Raw genomic sequence first — 19532 nt, 5'->3', positions numbered from 1 at the left:
CGGGCCCCGCGGCGGGTCCGCGGCCGGACCGGTCCGCCGTGCCGTCAGGCGCCCGCCGCCGCCTGTGCCGCCCGCACGGTGGCTGCGGGCGGCGCGGTCGGCAGGTCGCGGTGCGTGCGGACGGGCCCGAGCAGCCGCACGCCCTTGAGGAGCACCCCGGCGCCCAGGGTGATCCACAGGGCCTCCCGGACGCCCAGCACGGTGCCGAGGGCGCCGCCGAGCAGCGCCGCCACGGGGATGACCCCGAACTGCAGGACCCGGGAGCTGGCGTAGACCCGTCCGAGGATCCGCTGCGGGACGTACGCCTGGCGGAAGCCCCCGGAGAGGACGTTGCAGACGGTCAGTCCGGCCCCCGCCACCATGAGCCCCAGGGCGAAGAGCAGCAGCCGGGGACCGGGCCCCGCCAGCGGGATGAGCAGCGTGAACGGCGCGGTCCCCAGGGCCGCCAGCAGCATGCCGCGCGCGGTCCCGAAGCGGCGGGCGATCCGGACGGCCAGCAGTCCGCCGACGACGCCGCCGACGCTGTCCGCGGCGGTCATGAAGCCCACCGCGCCCGTCGGGGCGTGCAGGTCGCGGACGAGGTAGACCACGTACAGGGCGGCCGAGGAGGTCCAGGTGAGGTTGTCCAGTGCGCCCGCCACCGTGAGCACCCGCAGGTAGGGGTCGTGGACCACGAAGCGGACGCCCTCGGCGACCTCGGCCCGCAGGTCCCGCCGGGAGCGCTCCCCCGTGGGCTGCGGCTCGGCGGTCCGGATCCGCAGCAGGCACGCCGCCGACACCGCGAAGCTGGCCGCGTCCGCGAGGACGCCGGCCACCGCCCCGGCCGCCTGCGCGATCAGGCCTCCGGTTCCGGGGCCGGCCACGCCGGTCACCTGCTGGGTGGTCTGCAGCTTCGCGTTGGCGCCGCCCAGGTCCTCCTTGGCGACCAGGGTCGGCAGGTACGCCTGGTACGCGGCGGTGAAGAAGACGGAGGACGCGCCGACGCCGAGCGCCACCGCCACCAGCTGCGGGACGCCCAGCACCCCGGAGGCGGCCGCCACGGGCACGCTGGCGAGCAGCAGCAGGGAGGCGGCGTCGCAGGCCAGCATCACCCGGCGCCGCTGCAGCCGGTCGATCCACACGCCGGCGGGGAGCCCGATCAGCAGCCAGGGGAGCCAGCTCGCCGCCCTGATCAGGGCGACCATGAAGGTCGAGGCGTGCAGGGCGGTGACGGCGGTGAGGGCGATCGCGACCCCGCTGATCCCGGTGCCCAGGCCGCTGACGGCCTCGCCGCCCCACAGCAGGCGGAAGTCGCGGCGGCGCACAGCCGCGGCGTCCCGGACGGCGGGCCCGCGGCTGCGGACTGCGGTGGACCGGCTCACCTCTTCGGACATGCCTCGTACCCCCGTCGCACACTCCGGCAGATCTGGAGTGTACATGCCGACCATGGGAGACGGTCAGTGGACGAAGCGCATCCCCCGGCCCCGCCCCCCGCGGCGGGCCCCGCTCCGGGCCGCCGGTGGGACGGGCACTCCCCGGCACCCCGTACAATGGCCGGAAGCACCACGCCCCGTGCACGGCCGTCATCCGGGAGACCGGACCGCCGGCCGGCATCACCAGCGGAGCGTCGGTCGGAGCGCCGCACCCCGGTGCGGCTCCTCCAGGAGCGTCGCGCACGTACCGTGCCGCGGGCAGCCCACCGCCTTCCGGCGGTGGGCCTCTCGTGCGCACCGGTGCGGGCTCCGGACCGGGAAGCGGCTGGCCCCCTCCGCCACGGCGGGGACGGGTTTTCCCGGACCGCGGCAGGCGACCTCCTTCAACAGTGGTGAGCCATGCACACAACAGAGAGGTTCGGTTCACAGTGAACCAGTCCCGTCCCAAGGTGCGTCTGTCCCGCGCGCTGGGTATCCCGCTGACCCCGAAGTCCGTCAAGTACTTCGAGGCCCGCCCCTACCCGCCGGGTCAGCACGGCCGTGGGCGCAAGCAGAGCAGCGACTACAAGGTCCGCCTGCTCGAGAAGCAGCGCCTCCGCGCCCAGTACGACCTCAGCGAGACCCAGCTCTCCCGTGCCTTCGACCGCGCCCGCAAGGCCGGCGGCAAGACCGGTGAGGCGCTGATCATCGAGCTCGAGCGCCGTCTGGACGCCCTGGTGCTGCGCTCCGGCATCGCCCGGACGATCTACCAGGCCCGTCAGATGGTCGTCCACGGCCACATCGAGGTCAACGGCCGCAAGGTCAACAAGCCCTCGTTCCAGATGAAGCCGGGCTACGTCGTCACCGTGCGTGACCGCAGCAAGGAGAAGCACCCCTTCCAGGTGGCCCGTGAGGGCGGCTACGCCGGCGAGGGCCAGACCCCGAAGTACCTCGAGGTCAACCTCAAGGCCCTGGCCTTCCGCCTGGACCGCGACCCGCAGCGCAAGGAGATCCCCGTGATCTGCGACGAGCAGCTGGTCGTCGAGTACTACTCCCGCTGACCCGCGGGCCCTACCCGCGCCCACGCGCGGGCAGGCCGCCCGGTGTACGCGGACCCCGGCCCCCGCGGCGCACTGCGCCGCGGGGGCCGGGCCCGTCCAGGGCCCGGGCGACGGCCGCGTCCAGGTCCAGCCCGGTGCCCTCCCGGAAGGCCTCCGCCGACACCGGCCTGGACAGGCCCGCCCGTGCGCGGGCCGCGCACTCGTCGTGCGGCGCCCGGAAGTGGTGCGAGCCGAACAGCGGGATGCCCACCGCCTGCCAGATCCGGTGCGCGGCCCCCTGCAGCACCCTCGCCTCCCGCAGGTCGCCGGGGGACCCGTCGGCGCCCGGCTCCGTCGCCAGCAGCGCCAGCAGCTCCAGGCCGAGCACCGTGCCGACCAGGTCGCGGAAGAGGTGGTTGAGGCGCACGCACTCCCGCGCCTCCCGCCGCGCCGTGCGCACGTCGCCGGCCAGCCACGCCGCGTACGCCGTCCCGTAGAGGCAGTAGGCGTAGGCCCACTGCTCCCCGAACTCCTCGCACACCTCCCGCAGCCGCTCCAGCCAGTGCCCGGCGGTGTCCGTCTCGCCCAGGAAGAGGGCGGCCACCCCCAGCTCGAACATCGCCATCAGCACGTTGCTGTTGAGTTCGCCGAGCTTCTCGTAGTGCCACAGCGCCTCCTCGAAGAGCTCGGCGGCGCGGGCCGGGTCGTCGCCGACGAGCGCCGCACAGCCCTGCCGGTGCACCGCGTAGGCGAGCGCCAGGTCGTCCCCCGTGTCCAGCGCCTGCCGCCGGCACTCCTCCAGCATCGGCCGGGCCCGCTCCAGGTCGCCCTGGAGGGTCGCCATGTAGCCGGTCACCCAGAGCGCCTTGGCGCGGGCCGCCGTCGCCCCCGGAGCCGTCGCCAGCGCCCGGTCCAGCCACACCCGGCCCTCGCCCAGGTGCCCGCAGCCCACCCAGTAGAACCAGAGCGTCGCGGCCAGGTGCAGCGCGACCTGCTCCTCGCCCGGCTGGGTGAGGCAGAAGTCCAGCGCCGCCCGGAGGTTGGGGTGGGCCAGGCGGGTGCGCTCGCCGGTCTCGGCCTGCCGGGCGGAGAACCACTCCACCTCGCCCCAGGTCGCCAGCCCCAGGTACCAGTCGCGGTGCCGGCGGCGGATCACGCCCTCCTCGCCCAGCGACCGCAGCCATCCGGCGCCGTACTCGCGCAGCGTGTCCAGCATCCGGTAGCGGGCCCCGCCCGCGACGCCGTCGGACGCCTCCCGGACCACCACCGACTTGGCGACCAGCTCGCCCAGCAGCTCCAGGACGTCCTCCGCCGCGATGCCGCCGCCGGGGCAGACGTACTCGGCGGCGTCCAGGTCGAAGCCGTCGGCGAAGACGGCGAGGCGGGCCCAGAGCAACCGTTCCTGCGGGGTGCACAGCTCGTGGCTCCAGCCGACGGCCGTCCGCAGGGTGCGGTGGCGCGGCAGCGCGGTGCGGGCCCCGCCGGTGAGCAGGCGGAAGCGGTCGTCCAGCCGCTCGGCCACCTGCTCCAGCGAGAGGGTGCGCAGCCGCCCGGCGGCCAGCTCCACCGCCAGCGGGATGCCGTCCACCCGGCGGCATACCGCCGCCACGGCGGCCTCGTTCTCCGGGGTCAGGCGGAAGCCGCCCGCCACCGCCGCGGCCCGGTCGGCGAAGAGCGCGACCGCGTCGCCGTCCCGGCGGCCCGTCCCGCCGCCCGCCGCCCCGCCGCCCCCCGGCGGTCCCCCCGCCGCGCCGCCCGCCGGGGACGGGCGCACCGGCAGCGGCGGCAGGTCCAGCAGGTGCTCGCCCCCGGTCCGCAGCTCCTGGCGGCTGGTGGCCAGCACCCGCAGGCCCGGCACCCCGCGCAGCAGCACGTCCACCAGCTCCGCGCAGGCGTCCACCAGGTGCTCGCAGCCGTCCAGCACGAGCAGCACCTCCCGGTCGCGGAGCCGCTCCACCAGCACCTCCGCCGCCGGCCGGACCGTGGAGTCCGCCAGCAGCAGCGCCTCCAGCACCGCGTGCCCGAGCAGGGAGGGATCCTGCACCCCGGAGGCCTCCACCAGCCACGCCCCGTCGGGGAAGAGCCCCCGCACGGCCGCGGCCGCCCGCAGCGCCAGCCGGCTCTTGCCGACCCCGCCCGGACCGGTCACCGTCACCAGCCGGGAGACCCCCAGCAGCCGTGCCGCCTCGCCCAGCTCGCGGCGGCGCCCGACGAAGCTGGTGGTCTCCGCGGGCAGGTTCCCCGCACACCGCACCGGGGCCGGCCCGTCCGCCTCCGCCCCGGCCCCCCGGCCCGCCCGCACCCCCGCCGCCCGGTCCCGCTCCCGGTCCCGCGCCCCCGCACCGGTGCCGTCAGCCGCTCCCGTGCCGTCAGCCGCTCCCGTGCCGTCAGCTGCTCCCGTACCGGCCGAGGCCGACCCCGCAGACACCCTCGTACCCCCACCGACGCCGCTTCCGGCCGGGGACCGCAACGCCCCGGCCAACCCCCAACGACACGTCCGGCGGGCAGGTTACGTCCCCGCCCCACGGGGCAGCAGGGCAGCGCGGAGACATGCGGTCGGGAAAGCGGGCGGCGGCGCGATAGGGTTCTACCCTGCGGCTTGACGTGCGCACCCGAACGCACCGCGCACCGCCGGCCCCGCCCCGACGCGGGCCCGGCCCGACGAGCCCGGCAGCCGAGGCAGCACACGAGGGAGCGCTCAAGGTGTCCGTGGGAGAGATGGCCGGCCTGATCGTGGCCGTCTTCTGGGCCGTCCTCGTGACCCTGCTCGCCGTCGTCCTGGTGCGGCTCTCCACGGTGCTGCGCGAGACCTCCGCGCTGGTGCACTCCGTCTCCGAGCAGGCCGTGCCGCTGCTGGAGGACGCCTCCGCCGCCCTGGCCGGCGCCCGGCAGCAGCTGGACCGGGTCGACGAGATCACCGCCAACGTCCAGGACGCCGCCGCCAACGCCAACGCGCTCTCCTCCACCGTCGCCGCCACCCTCGGCGGCCCGCTGGTGAAGGTCGCCGCCTTCAGCTACGGCGTGCGCCGCGCCGTCGCCCGGCAGGGCGGGTCCGGGGCGGCCGTCCCCGGTCCGCACACGCCGGGCGACCGGGACGCCATCGCCGCCATCGTCCGTGCCGAGGTCCGCGCCGCCACCGCCCCGCGCCGCCGCGGGCTGGCCGCGCGCATCCGGCGAGCCGTGAGGGGCTGAACCACACCGTGCGACGCATCTTCTGGATGGCGGTCGGCGCCGGCGCCACCGTCTGGGCCATGAACAAGGCGAACGAGGCCGCCCGCCGCCTCACCCCGGCCAGCCTGGCCGGCACCGCCGCCCGCGGCGCCCTGGACCTCGGCGACGCCGTCCGGTCCTTCGCGGGCGAGGTGCGGGCCGGCATGGCCGAGCGCGAGCTGGAGCTCCGCGCCGACCTGGGCCTGGACGGCACCGCCGTGCTCCCGCCCCCGCCGCCCCGGCGGGCCCTCGGGGCGCCCAGCCACCCGGCGGACGAGTACCGAGCTATCGCGCCGGCCCCGGGCCTGCCCGGAGCCGGCCCGGTCCGCCGCCTCGACCCCCAGAACCGACAGACCCCAAGCGCCCTCGAGACGACCCCCGATCCGCACGAGGCAGGACTGCGCGGCCGACGCCCGCGCAGGGGCAGCACCCACAACCGGAAGGACCACTGATGGAGTCGGCTGAGATCCGCCGCCGCTGGCTGCGCTTCTTCGAGGAGCGCGGCCACACCGTCGTTCCGTCGGCCTCCCTGGTCGCCGACGACCCCACCCTGCTGCTGGTCAACGCCGGCATGGTGCCGTTCAAGCCGTACTTCCTCGGCGAGGTCACCCCGTCCTTCTCCCGCGCCACCAGCGTGCAGAAGTGCGTGCGCACCCTGGACATCGAGGAGGTGGGCAAGACCACCCGCCACGGCTCGTTCTTCCAGATGTGCGGCAACTTCTCCTTCGGCGACTACTTCAAGGAAGGCGCCATCCGGTACGCGTGGGAGCTGCTCACCACGCCCACCGAGGACGGCGGCTACGGCCTGGAGCCGGAGAAGCTCTGGATCACCGTCTACCAGGACGACGACGAGGCCGAGAAGATCTGGCGCGACGTCGTCGGCGTCCCGGCCGAGCGCATCCAGCGCCTCGGCATGAAGGACAACTTCTGGTCGATGGGCGTCCCCGGCCCCTGCGGCCCCTGCTCGGAGATCAACTACGACCGCGGCCCCGCCTACGGCGAGGAGGGCGGACCGGCCGTCAACGGCGAGCGCTACCTGGAGATCTGGAACCTGGTCTTCATGCAGTACGAGCGCGGCGCCGGCGACGGCAAGGACGGCTTCGAGATCCTCGGGGACCTGCCCAGCCGCAACATCGACACCGGCCTCGGCCTGGAGCGCCTGGCCTGCATCCTGCAGGGCGTCGACAACCTCTTCGAGATCGACACCACCCGCATGATCCTCGGCCGCGCGGGCGAGCTCACCGGCCACCGCTACGGCGCCGGCGAGAAGTCCGACGTGTCGCTGCGCGTCATCGCCGACCACATCCGCACCGCCGTCATGCTCATCGGCGACGGCGTCACCCCCGGCAACGAGGGCCGCGGCTACGTGCTGCGCCGCATCTTCCGCCGCGCCATCCGCAACATGCGCCTGCTCGGCGCCACCGGGCCGGTCGCCCGCCAGCTCGTCGACGTCACCATCGAGGCGATGGGCCCGCAGTACCCCGGGCTCTTCGAGGACCGCGCGCGCATCGAGACCGTCGCCGTCGCCGAGGAGGCCTCCTTCCTCCAGACGCTGCGGACCGGCACCGCCATCCTCGACACCGCCGTCGCCGAGGCGAAGACCTCCGGCAGCGCGGTCCTGGGCGGCGACAGGGCCTTCCAGCTCCACGACACCTACGGCTTCCCCATCGACCTCACCCTGGAGATGGCCGCCGAGCAGGGCGTCTCGGTGGACGAGGACGGCTTCCGCCGCCTGATGAAGGAGCAGCGGGACCGGGCCAAGGCCGACGCGAAGGCGAAGAAGCACGGCCACGCCGACGTCTCCGCCTACCGCGAGGTCGCCGACCGCGCCGGCGCCACCGTCTTCACCGGCTACACCGACACCGCCGGCGAGTCCACCGTCGTCGGCCTGCTCGTGGACGGCGCCCCCTCCCCGGCCGCCACCGAGGGCGACGACGTCGAGGTCGTCCTGGACCGCACCCCCTTCTACGCCGAGGGCGGCGGCCAGCTCGCCGACCACGGCCGGATCCGCTTCGACTCCGGCGCCGTCGTGGAGGTCCGCGACGTCCAGCAGCCGGTGCCGGGCGTCACCGTCCACAAGGGCTCGGTCCTGGTCGGCGAGGTCACCCTCGGCGCCTCCGCCGAGGCCCGGATCGACGTGGACCGCCGCCGCGCGGTCTCCCGCGCCCACTCCGCGACCCACCTCACCCACCAGGCGCTGCGCGACGCCCTCGGCCCCACCGCCGCCCAGGCCGGGTCCGAGAACGCCCCCGGCCGCTTCCGCTTCGACTTCGGCTCGCCGGCCGCCGTCCCCGGCACGGTGCTCACCGACGTCGAGCAGAAGATCAACGAGGTCCTGGCCCGCGAGCTGGACGTCACCGCCGAGGTGATGACCATGGACGAGGCCCGCAAGCAGGGCGCCATCGCCATGTTCGGCGAGAAGTACGGCGACGCCGTCCGGGTCGTCACCATCGGCGACTTCTCCAAGGAGCTGTGCGGCGGCACCCACGTCGCCAACACCGCCCAGCTCGGCCTGGTGAAGCTGCTCGGCGAGTCCTCCATCGGCGCCGGCGTCCGCCGCGTCGAGGCCCTGGTCGGCGTGGACGCCTACCGGTTCCTCGCCCGCGAGCACACCGTGGTCTCCCAGCTCACCGAGCTGGTCAAGGGCCGCCCGGAGGAGCTGCCGGAGAAGATCTCCGGCATGCTCGCCAAGCTCAAGGACGCCGAGAAGGAGATCGAGCGCTTCCGCGCCGAGAAGGTCCTCGCCGCCGCGGCCGGCCTCGCCGACTCCGCCCAGGACGTGCACGGCGTCTCCGTGGTCGCCGCCCGCGTCCCGGACGGCACCGGCGCCGACGACCTGCGCAAGCTGGTCCTCGACGTCCGCGGCCGCCTCGGCTCGCGCCCGTCCGTGGTCGCGGCCTTCACCGTCGCCAACGGCCGCCCGCTGACCGTCATCGCCACCAGCGAGGCCGCCCGCGAGCGCGGCGTCAAGGCCGGCGAGCTGGTCCGCACCGCCGCCAAGGCCCTCGGCGGCGGCGGCGGCGGCAAGGACGACGTCGCCCAGGGCGGCGGCAGCAACCCGGCCGCCGTCGACGAGGCGATCGAGGCGGTCCGCCGCCTGGTCGCCGAGCGCACCGCCTGATGCGCCGCGGCCGGCGGATCTCCGTCGACGTCGGGGACGCCCGCATCGGGGTCGCCTCCTGCGACCCCGACGGGCTCCTCGCCACCCCGGTGGAGACCGTCCCCGGGGCCGACCGGCCCCGGGCCCAGGCCCGGATCGCGGCCATCGCCGAGGAGTACGAGGCGGTCGAGGTCGTCGTCGGCCTGCCCCGCTCGCTCAGCGGGCGGGAGGGCCCGGCCGCCGCGAAGGTCCGCGCCTTCGCGGCCGGCCTCGCGGCACGGGTCGCGCCCGTGCCGGTCCGGCTCGTCGACGAGCGGATGTCCACCGTCACCGCCACCCAGGGGCTGCGCGCCTCCGGCGTGCGGTCGAGGAAGGGCCGCTCGGTGGTCGACCAGGCCGCCGCCGTCGTCATCCTCCAGTCGGCCCTGGAGGCCGAACGGGTGAGCGGCAGCCCGCCCGGCGAGAGTGTCGGGCCCGCCTGACCCCGGCCCCGCCTACCCTCACCGCAAGGGGGCCCGCCGACCGCCCGGACCACGCGTCCGGCGACCGGCGGGCCCCCTGGCCTGTCCGGCCGCCCCTCCGCCGGGGACCGCCGGGCAGGCCCCGGACATCCGCCGCGGGCCGCCGCGCCCGGGACCGCCGTGAGGGGCCCATGACCGACCAGGACGCGACCGCGGGGGCAGCCCCCGGCCCCATCGACGCACTAGCGGAGCACGCCGTCCCCGACCCGGCCCCCGACCCCGACCGGCGCCGCCGCAACGGGCTGGCCTGCGCCGTCTCCGCCCTGCTGCTCGCCTCCCTGGCCGTCATCGGCCTCCTGCTCGCCCTCGGCTGGTGGGACGGCCGGCAGTCCCCGGCCCCCGCCGACTGGGCCGGCACCGGGACCGGGGCGGTCCGCGTCGAGGTGCCCCAGGGCGCCGACCTCACCCGGATCGGGCACCTGCTGCACGACGGGGGAGTGGTCGCCAGCGTCGAGGCCTTCACCCGCGCCGCCGTCGGCGACCCCCGCGCGGTCTCCATCCAGCCCGGCGACTACGGCCTGCGCCGCCACATGTCCGCCCTCGCCGCCCTGGCGGTCCTCACCGACCCGGCCAACGCGGGCGGCCTCGTCGTCCCCGAGGGCCGCCGCGCCCGCCAGGTCTACGCCGCGCTCGACGCCCGCCTCGGCCTGCCGCCCGGCACCGCCGAGCACGCGGCCCGGACCCGCACCGCCGCCCTCGGGCTGCCGCCGTACGCGGGCGGCCGCGTCGAGGGGTTCCTCTTCCCCGCCCGGTACGGCGTCGCCGGGGTCCACGACGCGCTGACCGTGCTGCGGCGCATGGTCGCCCAGGCCCGGACCGAGTACGCCGCCGACGGCATCGGCACCGGCGACGCCGCGTACCGCACGCTCATCGTCGCCAGCCTCGTGCAGGCCGAGGCGCAGGAGCCCGCCGACTTCGCGAAGGTCGCCCGCGTCATCCGCAACCGCCTGGACCGCGGCATGCCCCTCCAGCTGGACTCCGCCCTCAACTACGGCCTGGGCCGGACCACCCTGGACACCACCCACGAGGACGTGAGGATCGAGAACCCGTACAACACCTACCTCCACACCGGCCTGCCCCCGACCCCGGTCTGCAACCCCGGCCACGACGCGGTCCGGGCGGCCCTGCACCCGGCCCCGGGGAGGTGGCTCTACTTCGTCACCGTCAAGCCCGGCGACACACGGTTCACGGACAGTTACGCCGAGCAGCAGCGGAACGTCGCGGACTTCAACCGCTACCGGCAGCAGCACAGCAGCTCACCGGGGGTGCAGGGCCGCTGACCCCCGCGCGGGCCGCCGGAGGCGGGCCGGACACCCTGTTGCGGTACGGTAACGTCTCCGAGCACGGCTGCTCCGGGTAGCACGCCGGTTCGAGCTGTCCGTCGGCAAAAGGGGATCCATGACTGACCTGGGGCGGGGGTACGGCTCCCAGCCGTGGAGCGCGGGGGACCCGCTGTACGGCGACCTGCCCGGCGGGCCCGACGGCGGCCGCGGGCGTCCGTACGGCGGCCCCGGGCACCAGGGGCAGCAGTACGGCGGGCAGGGCGGCTGGCCCGCCGACCCGTACGGGCAGCCCCAGCAGCCCGGGTACCCGCAGCAGCCGCAGCACCCCGGCCAGGGGTACCCGCAGCAGCACGACCCCCGGCAGCACGACACGGGCGGGTACCAGCAGTACCCCGGCCCGTACGGGCAGCCGCAGTACCCGCACCCCGTCCCGCAGCAGCAGGGTCCGGAGCAGGGCGGCCACGGCTGGGAGGCCCCGCCGGGAGCCGCCCCCGGCCACGACGCCTCCGGCCGCGACGCCTCCGGCCACGACGCCCCCTGGGCGGACGACGAGTCCTGGCAGGACGGCGAGGAGCACGCCGACGAGCCGGAGGAGGCCGAGGAGGGGTCCTTCTTCGGCCCGCAGGACGACAGCCGCGGCGCCGAGCGCCGCCGCAAGCAGCAGGGCAGGAAGTCCGGCCGCCGCAACGGCGGCGCCTGCCTGGTCGTCTCCCTCGTGCTGGTCGGCGTCCTCGGCGGCGGCGGCTACTACGGCTACACCTTCTACCAGGACCACTTCGGGCCGCCGCCGGACTTCGCGGGTCCGGGCAACGGCTCGGTGCAGGTGGAGGTGAAGAGCGGCGCCTCCGTCGGTGACATGGCGCTCGCACTCAAGCAGGCCGGGGTCATCAAGAGCGCCGGAGCCTTCCTGGAGGCCGACAAGGCGGACGGCGGCAAGGCGCAGACCATCCAGCCCGGGTTCTACACCCTCAAGCACGAGATGTCGGCCTCGGGCGCGCTCAAGCTGATGCTGCTCACCCTGGGCGGTGACAACCTCGTGATCCGGGAGGGCGCCCGGGCCAGCGAGGTCTACGCGATGATCGACCAGAAGCTCAAGCTGGACAAGGGCACCACCGCCTCCGTGGCCAGGCGCCAGCGGGCCTCCCTGGGGCTTCCCGCCTACGCCGGCGGCAATCCGGAGGGCTTCCTCTTCCCGACGCGCTACTCGATCGGCAAGTCGACCAAGCCCGTCGACATCCTGAAGCAGATGGTCTCGAACGCCAAGGACGAGTACGCCAAGCTCGGTGTCGAGGAGGGCGCCAAGCGCGTCGGCCTCGCCTCGGCCCACGAGGTGATCACCGAGGCGAGCATCGTGCAGGCCGAGGGCTTCGACTCCAACGACTTCGGCAAGGTCGCCCGCGTCATCTACAACCGCCTGCACTGGCAGGGCCATCCGCACCTGCTCGGGATGGACTCCACCCTCAACTACGCCCGGGGCGTCTCGACGCTCGACAACTCCTACAAGGACACGCAGTTCAAGAGTCCTTACAACACGTACACCAACCCCGGGCTCCCGCCCGGCCCCATCGGCAACCCGGGCGAGGAGGCCATCAAGGCCGTCCTCAACCCGGAGCCGGGCGACTGGCACTTCTTCACGACCGTGAAGGGGCACGAGACCCGCTTCGAGGTCACCCAGCAGGAGCACGACCGCAACGTGGCCGAGTTCAACCGCAATCGGCAGAACGGCGGATGACGGTCCGCCACCGCGCGGCGGTCCTCGGCTCGCCCGTCGCGCACTCGCTCTCGCCGGTGCTCCACACCGCCGCCTACGCCGCGCTCGGCCTGGACGGCTGGAGCTACGGCCGCCACGAGGTGGACGAGGCCGCCCTGCCGGGCTTCCTCGCCGCCCTCGACGTGCCCGGCGGGGGCTGGGCCGGGCTCTCCCTCACCATGCCGCTGAAGCGGGCCGTCATCCCGCTGCTCGACGAGGTGGGCCCCGCCGCCCTCGCCGTGGAGGCCGTCAACACCGTCGTGTTCACCGCCGACGGCCGCCGGACCGGCGACAACACCGACATCCCCGGCCTGGTCGCGGCCCTCGCCGAGCGCGGCGTGGAGAAGGTGGAGGCCGCCGCCGTCCTCGGCGCCGGAGCCACCGCCTCCTCCGCCGTCGCGGCCCTCGCCCGGGTCTGCACCGGCGAGGTCACCGCCTACGTCCGCAGCCCGGAGCGTGCCGCGGAGATGCGCGCCCTCGGCGAGCGCCTGGGCGTGGCCGTGCGCACCGCGCCGTGGGAGCGGGCCGCCGACGCCCTGGCCTCGCCGCTCACCGTCTCCACCACCCCGGCGGGCGCCGCCGACGCCCTGGCCGCCGCCGTCCCGGACCGCCCCGGCGTCCTCTTCGACGTGCTCTACCACCCCTGGCCCACCCCGCTCGCGGCCGCCTGCGCCGCCCGCGGCGGCACCGTGCTGGGCGGCCTGGACCTGCTGGTCCACCAGGCCGTCCTGCAGTGCGAGCTCTTCACCGGCGTCCGCCCCGGGCCCCTGGCCGCCATGCGCGCCGCGGGCGAGGCGGCCCTCGCGGCCCGCTGAGCAGGTCCGCGCCCGGCCCCCTGCTCCGGCCCCCGTGCCGCCGCTCCCGACCGTCCGTACAGCGGACCGCTGCTCCGCCGCACCCCGCCGACGTGAAAGGATTCGAGGGGACGAACCCGGCGCCCACGCACCGGCCGGGCCGAGGACGAAGGAGCACCGTTGAGCAGGTTGCGCTGGCTGACGGCGGGGGAGTCGCACGGCCCCGCACTCGTCGCGACGCTGGAAGGACTGCCGGCGGGCGTTCCGGTCACCACGGACATGGTGGCGGACGCCCTGGCGCGGCGGCGTCTGGGCTACGGCCGCGGCGCCCGGATGAAGTTCGAGCGCGACGAGGTGACCTTCCTCGGCGGCGTCCGGCACGGCCTGACCCTCGGCAGCCCGGTGGCGGTCATGGTCGGCAACACCGAGTGGCCCAAGTGGGAGCAGGTGATGTCCGCCGACCCGGTGGACGCCGACGTCCTCGCGGGCCTCGCCCGCAACGAGCCGCTGACCCGGCCCCGCCCCGGCCACGCCGACCTGGCCGGCATGCAGAAGTACCACTTCGACGAGGCCCGGCCGATCCTGGAGCGCGCCAGCGCCCGCGAGACCGCGGCCCGCGTCGCCCTCGGCACGGTCGCCCGCTCGTACCTGCGGGAGACCGCCGGCATCGAGCTGGTCTCCCACGTCGTGGAGCTGGGCGCCGCCAAGGCCCCCGCCGGCACGGTGCCGCAGCCCTCCGACGAGGCCCGCCTCGACGCCGACCCCGTGCGCTGCCTGGACGCGGACGCCTCCGCGCGGATGGTCGCCGAGATCGACCAGGCCCACAAGGACGGCGACACCCTCGGCGGCGTCGTCGAGGTCCTCGCCTACGGCCTGCCGCCGGGCCTCGGCTCGCACGTGCACTGGGACCGGCGCCTGGACGCCCGCCTGGCCGCGGCCCTGATGGGCATCCAGGCCATCAAGGGCGTGGAGGTCGGCGACGGCTTCGAGCTGGCCCGCGTCCCCGGGTCGCAGGCCCACGACGAGATCGAGCCCACCCCGGACGGCGTGCGCCGCCGCTCCGGCCGTTCCGGCGGCACCGAGGGCGGCCTGTCCACGGGCGAGGTGCTGCGGGTCCGCGCCGCGATGAAGCCCATCGCCACCGTGCCCCGCGCCCTGGCGACCCTCGACGTGCGCACCGGCGAGCCCGCCAGGGCCCACCACCAGCGCTCCGACGTCTGCGCGGTCCCCGCGGCCGGCATCGTGGCCGAGGCCATGGTCGCCCTCGTCCTGGCCGACGCGGTGGCGGAGAAGTTCGGCGGCGACTCCGTCCCCGAGACCCGCCGCAACGTCCGGGGCTACCTGGACGACCTGGTCATCCGCTGAAGGGCGCCGCCACCGTGACCGAGAACCCCGTGCCGCCCGCCGCCACCCCGCAGGTGGTCCTCGTCGGCCCCATGGGGGCCGGCAAGACCACCGTCGGCCGCCTGCTGGCCGACCGCCTCGGCGTGCCCTTCCGGGACACCGACGAGGACATCGCCGAGGCCGCCGGCAAGCCTGTCCCCGACATCTTCGTCGACGAGGGCGAGGAGCACTTCCGCGCCCTGGAGGCCGCCGCCGTCCGCGCCGCCCTGGACGCCCACCCGGGCGTCCTGGCCCTCGGCGGCGGCGCCGTCCTGGACCCGGCGACCCGCGCGCTGCTCGCCGCCCGCCCCGTCGCCTTCCTGGACGTCGGCGTGCACGACGGCGTCCGCCGGGTCGGGCTGGACGCCCCCCGCCCGCTGCTGGCGGTCAATCCGCGGGCCCGCTGGCGCGAGCTGATGGAGGCCCGCCGCCCGCTGTACCTGGAGGTGGCCCGCGCCGTGGTGGCCACCGACGGCCGCACCCCCGACGAGGTCGCCGACGCCGTCCTCGAAGCCCTGGAGCTGAAGACCGCATGACCACCGAGAGCCCCGACACCCCCGGAGCCGCCGGCACCCCCGGGAGCGCCGGCACCCCCGTCCGCATCCCGGTCGGCGGCGACGCCCCGTACGAGGTGCTGGTCGGCCGCCACCTGCTGGACGAGCTGGCCGGACTGGTCGGCACCCGCGCCCGCCGGGTCGCCGTCGTCCACCCCGAGGCGCTGGCCGCCACCGGCGACGCCATCCGCGAGGACCTGGCCGCGCAGGGCTACGAGGCCATCGCCCTCCAGGTGCCCAACGCGGAGGACGCCAAGAGCGCCGAGGTCGCCGCCTACTGCTGGTCCGTGCTCGGCCAGACCGGCTTCACCCGCAGCGACGTGGTGGTCGGCGTCGGCGGCGGCGCCACCACCGACCTGGCCGGCTTCGTCGCGGCCACCTGGCTGCGCGGGGTCCGCTGGATCGCCATGCCCACCACCCTGCTGGGCATGGTGGACGCGGCGGTCGGCGGCAAGACCGGCATCAACATCGCCGAGGGCAAGAACCTCGTCGGCGCCTTCCACCCGCCCGCCGGGGTCCTCGCCGACCTGGCGACGCTGGAGACCGTGCCGCGCAACGACTACATCGGCGGCCTCGCCGAGGTCGTCAAGGCGGGCTTCATCGCCGACCCGGCCATCCTCGACCTCGTGGAGGCCGACCCCGAGGGCGCCACCCGCCCCTCCGGGCCGCACACCCTGGAGCTCATCGAGCGGGCCGTGCGGGTCAAGGCCGAGGTGGTCTCCGGCGACCTGCGCGAGGCCGGGCGCCGCGAGGTCCTCAACTACGGCCACACCCTCGGCCACGCCATCGAGCGCAACGAGCGCTACAAGTGGCGCCACGGCGCGGCGGTCTCCGTCGGCATGGTGTTCGCCGCCGAGCTGGGCCGCCTCGCCGGCCGCCTGGACGACGCCACCGCCGACCGGCACCGCAGCGTCCTCGCCTCCCTCGGCCTGCCGCTCACCTACCGGGCCGACGCCTGGCCGCGGCTGCTGGACGCCATGAAGGTCGACAAGAAGTCGCGCGGCGACATGCTGCGGTTCGTCGTCCTCGACGGCCTCGCCAAGCCCTCCCTGCTGGAGGCCCCGGACCCGTCGCTGCTGGCCGCCGCGTACGCGGAGGTCGCCGGGTGACCCGTGTCCTGGTGCTCAACGGGCCCAACCTCGGCCGCCTCGGCAGCCGCGAGCCCGACGTCTACGGCTCCACCTCCTACGCCGGGCTCGTCGAGCGCTGCACCGCGCTCGGCAGGGAGCTCGGCCTGGAGGTGGAGGTCCGGGAGACCAACGACGAGGGGGAGCTGATCCGCTGGCTGCACGAGGCCGCCGACGGGCGCCTCCCGGTCGTGCTCAACCCGGGCGCCTTCACCCACTACTCGTACGGCATGCGGGACGCCGCCGCGCAGCGCACCGCCCCGCTGGTCGAGGTGCACATCTCCAACCCGTACGCCCGCGAGGAGTTCCGGCACACCTCGGTGGTCGCCGCGGTCGCCTCCGGCACGGTCGCCGGATTCGGCATCGGCTCGTACGAACTGGCCCTGCGCGCGCTCGCGGACGGCCTGGCCGGCGGCTGAGCGGCGGCCGGGCGGCTGCCGGGCCGCGGGGAGGCCGGCGGCCGGGAGGCCGCGCCCGCCGATCCCGCGTCAGGAGCCGGACGGCGGCCCGGCGGCGGACTGTGCCCGCCGCCGGGCCGCCGTGTATCGTCCCCGCCGGAGGTGCACGTGACGCAGCATGCCAGGGGAGCGCCGCAGGCCCCCCCCCCGCCGGGCCCGGACGGCGCGGGGCAGCCGGGCGTGCCGGCCTTCCCGCCCGGCGCGCCGGGCGGCGGGCACCCCGTCCCGTCCCCGCCCGGCCGACCCCCGCACGCGCCGCACCCCCAGCCCCTGCACCCCCAGCCCCCGCACCCCCACCCGGGGCACCCCCACCCCCAGGGCGTCCACCCCCGGCCCGCGCAGCCCCACCTCCCGGCCGGCCGGCCGTCCCCGGCCCAGCCGCCCGCGCCCCCGCACGCCCCCGCCGGGGCCACCGGGCACTTCCCCCTGCCGCCGGGCGTCCCCGCCGCGCTCCCGGCCCCCGCGCCGGGCCCGCACCCGCAGGCCCCCGCCGGACCGGTCGCCGTGCTGCTGATCGGACCGGCCGGCGCCGGCAAGACCACCGTCGCCCGCCACTGGGCCGGCCTGCGCACCGTCCCCACCGCCCACATCAGCCTGGACGACGTCCGCGAGTGGGTGCGGTCCGGCTTCGCCAACCCCCAGTCCGGCTGGAACGAGCACTCCGAGGCGCAGTACCGCCTCGCCCGCCGCACCTGCGGCTTCGCCTGCCGCAACTACCTCGCCAACGGCATCTCCTGCATCATCGACGACGCCGTCTTCCCCGACCGCCCGGCCATCGGCCTCGGCGGCTGGAAGCGCCACATCGGCCCCGGTATGGTCCCGGTGGTGCTCCTGCCGGGCCTGGAGTCGGTGCTGGCCCGCAACGCCCGGCGCAGCGGCACCCGCAGGCTCAGCGACGAGGAGGTCGCCCGCATCCACGGCCGGATGGCCGGCTGGTACAACTCCGGGCTCCCCATCATCGACAACAGCCGCCTCGACGTGGCCGCCACCGCCGCCGAGCTCGACCGCGTCGTCGCCGCCCGCCTGGCCGGCCACCCGGTCCGCTAGCGGCCGCCCCTGCGCCACACGGGTGACGCCGCAGGCCGTGCGGCACGAACGCACGTACGCTGCCTGCATGGCCGATGTGCACGCAGCACGACGCGAGCGCCTCAGGGAGCGGTGCGGGGCCCTCGCCGCCGACGCCGTCCTGGTGACCCGCCCGGCGAACGTGCGGTACCTGGCGGGCGCCGTACCCGGGTGCGCCGCGCTGCTGCTGGTCCGGGACCGGGCGGTGCTCGCCGTACCGGAGGACGCGCCGCACGCCGCCGACGGGCCCGCGCCGCAGTCCGACGAGGTCCAGCGGCTCACGGTCCCGGCGGGCGCGGACCCGGCCGTGGCCGCCGCCGCCGAGGCCGCCCGCCACCGGGCCGCCGTCCTCGCGGTCGAGGAGCACGACCTGACGGTCGTCCGCCACCGCGCGGTCGCCGGGGCCGCCGCCCCGGGCCGCCCCGTCGACCTGGGGCGTTCGGTGGAGCAGCTGCGCCTGGTCAAGGACGAGGAGGAGATCGCCGCGCTGCGGATCGCCGCCGAGATCGCCGACCAGGCCCTCGGCGAACTGCTGGAGTCGATCCTCGTCGGCCGCACCGAGCGGCACCTGGCCATGGAGCTGGAGCGCCGCATGGTCGACCACGGCGCCGACCGGGCGGCGTTCCCGGTCTCCATCGCCACCGGCCCCCACGCCGGACTGGCGGGGCACGCGCCCACCGACCGCCGGGTGGAGGAGGGCGACTTCCTCACCGTGGCGCTCGGCGCCCGCTACCGCGGCTACGGCGCCTCGGCGGTGCGGACCTTCGTCATCGGCACCGCGCCGGCCCAGTGGCAGATCGACCTGCACGCGGTCGTCTTCGCCGCCCAGCGGGCCGGCCGGGAGGCGCTGCTGCCCGGCACGCCCTGCCACGACGCGGACCGCGTGGTGCGCGAGGTGCTGCAGGCGGCGGGCCACGCCGAGGAGCCGTACCGGGCCGTCGGACACGGCGTGGGACTGGAGATCGCGGAGGAGCCGCGACTCGGTCCCGGCGGCATGGGTAAACTGGATGCTCGTGTGCCGGTCACCGTCGGCCCCGGGGTCCACCTCCCGGGCCGGGGCGGCGTCCGGATCGAGGACACGCTCGTCGTCCGCCCCCTCGGAGAGGGCGGTCCCGAGCTGCTCACCATCACCACCAAGGAGCTCCTCGCCCTGTGAGCCCGGACGGGCGGCGGTCCGCACGGGCCGCGGTCCGCGCGGGCGGCGTCCCGAAGGGGCCGCGGCCCCGGAGGGCCCGCAGGACACACGCCCTTGGTTCCTTGACATCTCTATGCAGGAGTTAGTGCGACCGTGGCGACCACGAACGACCTCAAGAACGGCATGGTGCTCAAGCTCGACAACGGCCAGCTCTGGTCCGTCGTCGAGTTCCAGCACGTCAAGCCCGGCAAGGGCGGCGCCTTCGTCCGCACCAAGCTCAAGCACGTGCTCTCCGGCAAGGTCGTCGACAAGACCTTCAACGCCGGCACCAAGGTGGAGACCGCCACCGTCGACAAGCGCGGCATGCAGTTCTCCTACAAGGACGGCTCGGACTTCGTGTTCATGGACACGGACACCTTCGAGCAGATGCCGATCAGCCCCGAGGTCGTCGGCGACGCCGCCAACTACCTCCTCGAGGGCTTCGAGGCCGTCGTGGCCATCTACGAGGGCCAGGCGCTCTACGTCGAGCTGCCCGCCTCCGTCGAGCTCGTGATCGAGTACACCGAGCCCGGCGTCCAGGGCGACCGCTCCACCGGCGGCACCAAGCCCGCCCGCCTGGAGACCGGCTACGAGATCGCCGTGCCGCTCTTCATCACCACCGGTGAGAAGGTCAAGGTCGACACCCGCGACGGCAGCTACCTCGGCCGGGTGAACAGCTAAC

17 protein-coding genes are annotated in these 19532 nt (G+C 75.9%); 15 read left to right on the top strand and 2 right to left on the bottom strand.

The window, feature by feature from the left end; all coding sequences use genetic code 11:
• Positions 1-44: 44 nt before the first annotated feature.
• On the bottom strand, positions 45-1373 hold the full coding sequence (locus LO771_RS02000; RefSeq protein ID WP_230647680.1) for an MFS transporter: 1329 nt from the start codon (positions 1371-1373) through the stop codon (positions 45-47).
• 467 nt (positions 1374-1840) lie between these two features.
• Between LO771_RS02000 and rpsD the strand changes: the two genes are divergently transcribed.
• The gene (gene rpsD / locus LO771_RS01995) at positions 1841-2452 is read left to right on the top strand and encodes a 30S ribosomal protein S4 (protein ID WP_230647678.1); all 612 of its coding nucleotides are present in this window, start codon (positions 1841-1843) and stop codon (positions 2450-2452) included.
• Positions 2453-2462: 10 nt separating this feature from the next.
• On the opposite strand, the gene LO771_RS30950 is transcribed toward rpsD, so the two are convergent.
• Positions 2463-4685, bottom strand: coding sequence for a regulator (locus LO771_RS30950; RefSeq protein WP_308188810.1), 2223 nt, complete (start codon positions 4683-4685; stop codon positions 2463-2465).
• A 449-nt stretch (positions 4686-5134) separates the two neighbouring features.
• Between LO771_RS30950 and LO771_RS01985 the strand changes: the two genes are divergently transcribed.
• The 14 genes from LO771_RS01985 (at position 5135) to efp (ending at position 19531) form a co-directional block, all read left to right on the top strand.
• Entirely contained in the window at positions 5135-5623 is a 489-nt protein-coding gene (locus LO771_RS01985; RefSeq protein ID WP_230647675.1) for a DUF948 domain-containing protein, read from the top strand.
• A gap of 8 nt (positions 5624-5631) precedes the next feature.
• Positions 5632-6093 (top strand): DUF6167 family protein, encoded by a 462-nt coding sequence (locus tag LO771_RS01980; RefSeq protein ID WP_230647673.1) that lies wholly within the window; start codon positions 5632-5634, stop codon positions 6091-6093.
• Positions 6093-8762 carry an alanine--tRNA ligase gene (gene alaS, locus LO771_RS01975; protein ID WP_230647671.1) on the top strand — a complete coding sequence of 890 codons (2670 nt, stop codon included), beginning with the start codon at positions 6093-6095 and terminating at the stop codon, positions 8760-8762. Before LO771_RS01980 ends, alaS begins: the two co-directional genes overlap by 1 nt.
• Positions 8762-9223 (top strand): Holliday junction resolvase RuvX, encoded by a 462-nt coding sequence (gene ruvX, locus LO771_RS01970; protein WP_230647669.1) that lies wholly within the window; start codon positions 8762-8764, stop codon positions 9221-9223. Before alaS ends, ruvX begins: the two co-directional genes overlap by 1 nt.
• 170 nt (positions 9224-9393) lie before the next feature.
• On the top strand, positions 9394-10542 hold the full coding sequence (gene mltG / locus LO771_RS01965; RefSeq protein WP_230647663.1) for an endolytic transglycosylase MltG: 1149 nt from the start codon (positions 9394-9396) through the stop codon (positions 10540-10542).
• A gap of 118 nt (positions 10543-10660) precedes the next feature.
• Positions 10661-12277: an endolytic transglycosylase MltG gene (gene mltG, locus LO771_RS01960; protein ID WP_230647661.1), complete on the top strand. Its 1617-nt coding sequence runs from the start codon at positions 10661-10663 to the stop codon at positions 12275-12277.
• Positions 12274-13110 carry a shikimate dehydrogenase gene (locus LO771_RS01955; protein ID WP_230647655.1) on the top strand — a complete coding sequence of 279 codons (837 nt, stop codon included), beginning with the start codon at positions 12274-12276 and terminating at the stop codon, positions 13108-13110. Before mltG (LO771_RS01960) ends, LO771_RS01955 begins: the two co-directional genes overlap by 4 nt.
• Positions 13111-13269: 159 nt before the next feature.
• The gene (aroC, locus tag LO771_RS01950; protein WP_230647653.1) at positions 13270-14454 is read left to right on the top strand and encodes a chorismate synthase; all 1185 of its coding nucleotides are present in this window, start codon (positions 13270-13272) and stop codon (positions 14452-14454) included.
• Positions 14455-14525: 71 nt separating this feature from the next.
• Entirely contained in the window at positions 14526-15008 is a 483-nt protein-coding gene (locus LO771_RS01945) for a shikimate kinase (protein ID WP_230647937.1), read from the top strand.
• The gene (aroB, locus tag LO771_RS01940; protein WP_230647651.1) at positions 15005-16135 is read left to right on the top strand and encodes a 3-dehydroquinate synthase; all 1131 of its coding nucleotides are present in this window, start codon (positions 15005-15007) and stop codon (positions 16133-16135) included. The genes LO771_RS01945 and aroB overlap by 4 nt, the downstream gene beginning before the upstream one ends.
• The gene (gene aroQ, locus LO771_RS01935) at positions 16132-16572 is read left to right on the top strand and encodes a type II 3-dehydroquinate dehydratase (RefSeq protein ID WP_230647648.1); all 441 of its coding nucleotides are present in this window, start codon (positions 16132-16134) and stop codon (positions 16570-16572) included. Before aroB ends, aroQ begins: the two co-directional genes overlap by 4 nt.
• A 543-nt stretch (positions 16573-17115) precedes the next feature.
• Positions 17116-17658, top strand: coding sequence for an AAA family ATPase (locus LO771_RS31580; protein ID WP_374228031.1), 543 nt, complete (start codon positions 17116-17118; stop codon positions 17656-17658).
• Between the two features lie 67 nt (positions 17659-17725).
• Positions 17726-18832, top strand: a complete 1107-nt coding sequence (locus LO771_RS01925; protein ID WP_230647644.1) for a M24 family metallopeptidase — start codon at positions 17726-17728, stop codon at positions 18830-18832.
• A 132-nt stretch (positions 18833-18964) separates the two neighbouring features.
• Complete coding sequence (gene efp, locus LO771_RS01920) at positions 18965-19531, top strand: elongation factor P (RefSeq protein ID WP_230647642.1); 567 nt, start codon at positions 18965-18967, stop codon at positions 19529-19531.
• Position 19532: the final 1 nt, after the last annotated feature.

Source organism: Streptacidiphilus sp. ASG 303, from assembly GCF_020991365.1.
In the GTDB taxonomy this organism is placed as follows: Bacteria; Actinomycetota; Actinomycetes; order Streptomycetales; family Streptomycetaceae; genus Peterkaempfera.
The sequence above is the reverse complement of the archived record's forward strand: the minus strand, read 5'-3'. Positions and strand labels throughout refer to the sequence as shown.

Excerpts from the sequence above, each read along its gene's own strand:
- LO771_RS02000 (WP_230647680.1), bottom strand. The coding sequence starts at position 1,373 with ATGTCCGAAGAGGTGAGCCGGTCCACCGCAGTCCGCAGCCGCGGGCCC.
- alaS (WP_230647671.1), top strand. The coding sequence starts at position 6,093 with ATGGAGTCGGCTGAGATCCGCCGCCGCTGGCTGCGCTTCTTCGAGGAG.
- ruvX (WP_230647669.1), top strand. The coding sequence starts at position 8,762 with ATGCGCCGCGGCCGGCGGATCTCCGTCGACGTCGGGGACGCCCGCATC.
- mltG (WP_230647663.1), top strand. The coding sequence starts at position 9,394 with ATGACCGACCAGGACGCGACCGCGGGGGCAGCCCCCGGCCCCATCGAC.
- mltG (WP_230647661.1), top strand. The coding sequence starts at position 10,661 with ATGACTGACCTGGGGCGGGGGTACGGCTCCCAGCCGTGGAGCGCGGGG.
- LO771_RS01955 (WP_230647655.1), top strand. The coding sequence starts at position 12,274 with ATGACGGTCCGCCACCGCGCGGCGGTCCTCGGCTCGCCCGTCGCGCAC.
- LO771_RS01945 (WP_230647937.1), top strand. The coding sequence starts at position 14,526 with ATGGGGGCCGGCAAGACCACCGTCGGCCGCCTGCTGGCCGACCGCCTC.
- aroB (WP_230647651.1), top strand. The coding sequence starts at position 15,005 with ATGACCACCGAGAGCCCCGACACCCCCGGAGCCGCCGGCACCCCCGGG.
- LO771_RS01925 (WP_230647644.1), top strand. The coding sequence starts at position 17,726 with ATGGCCGATGTGCACGCAGCACGACGCGAGCGCCTCAGGGAGCGGTGC.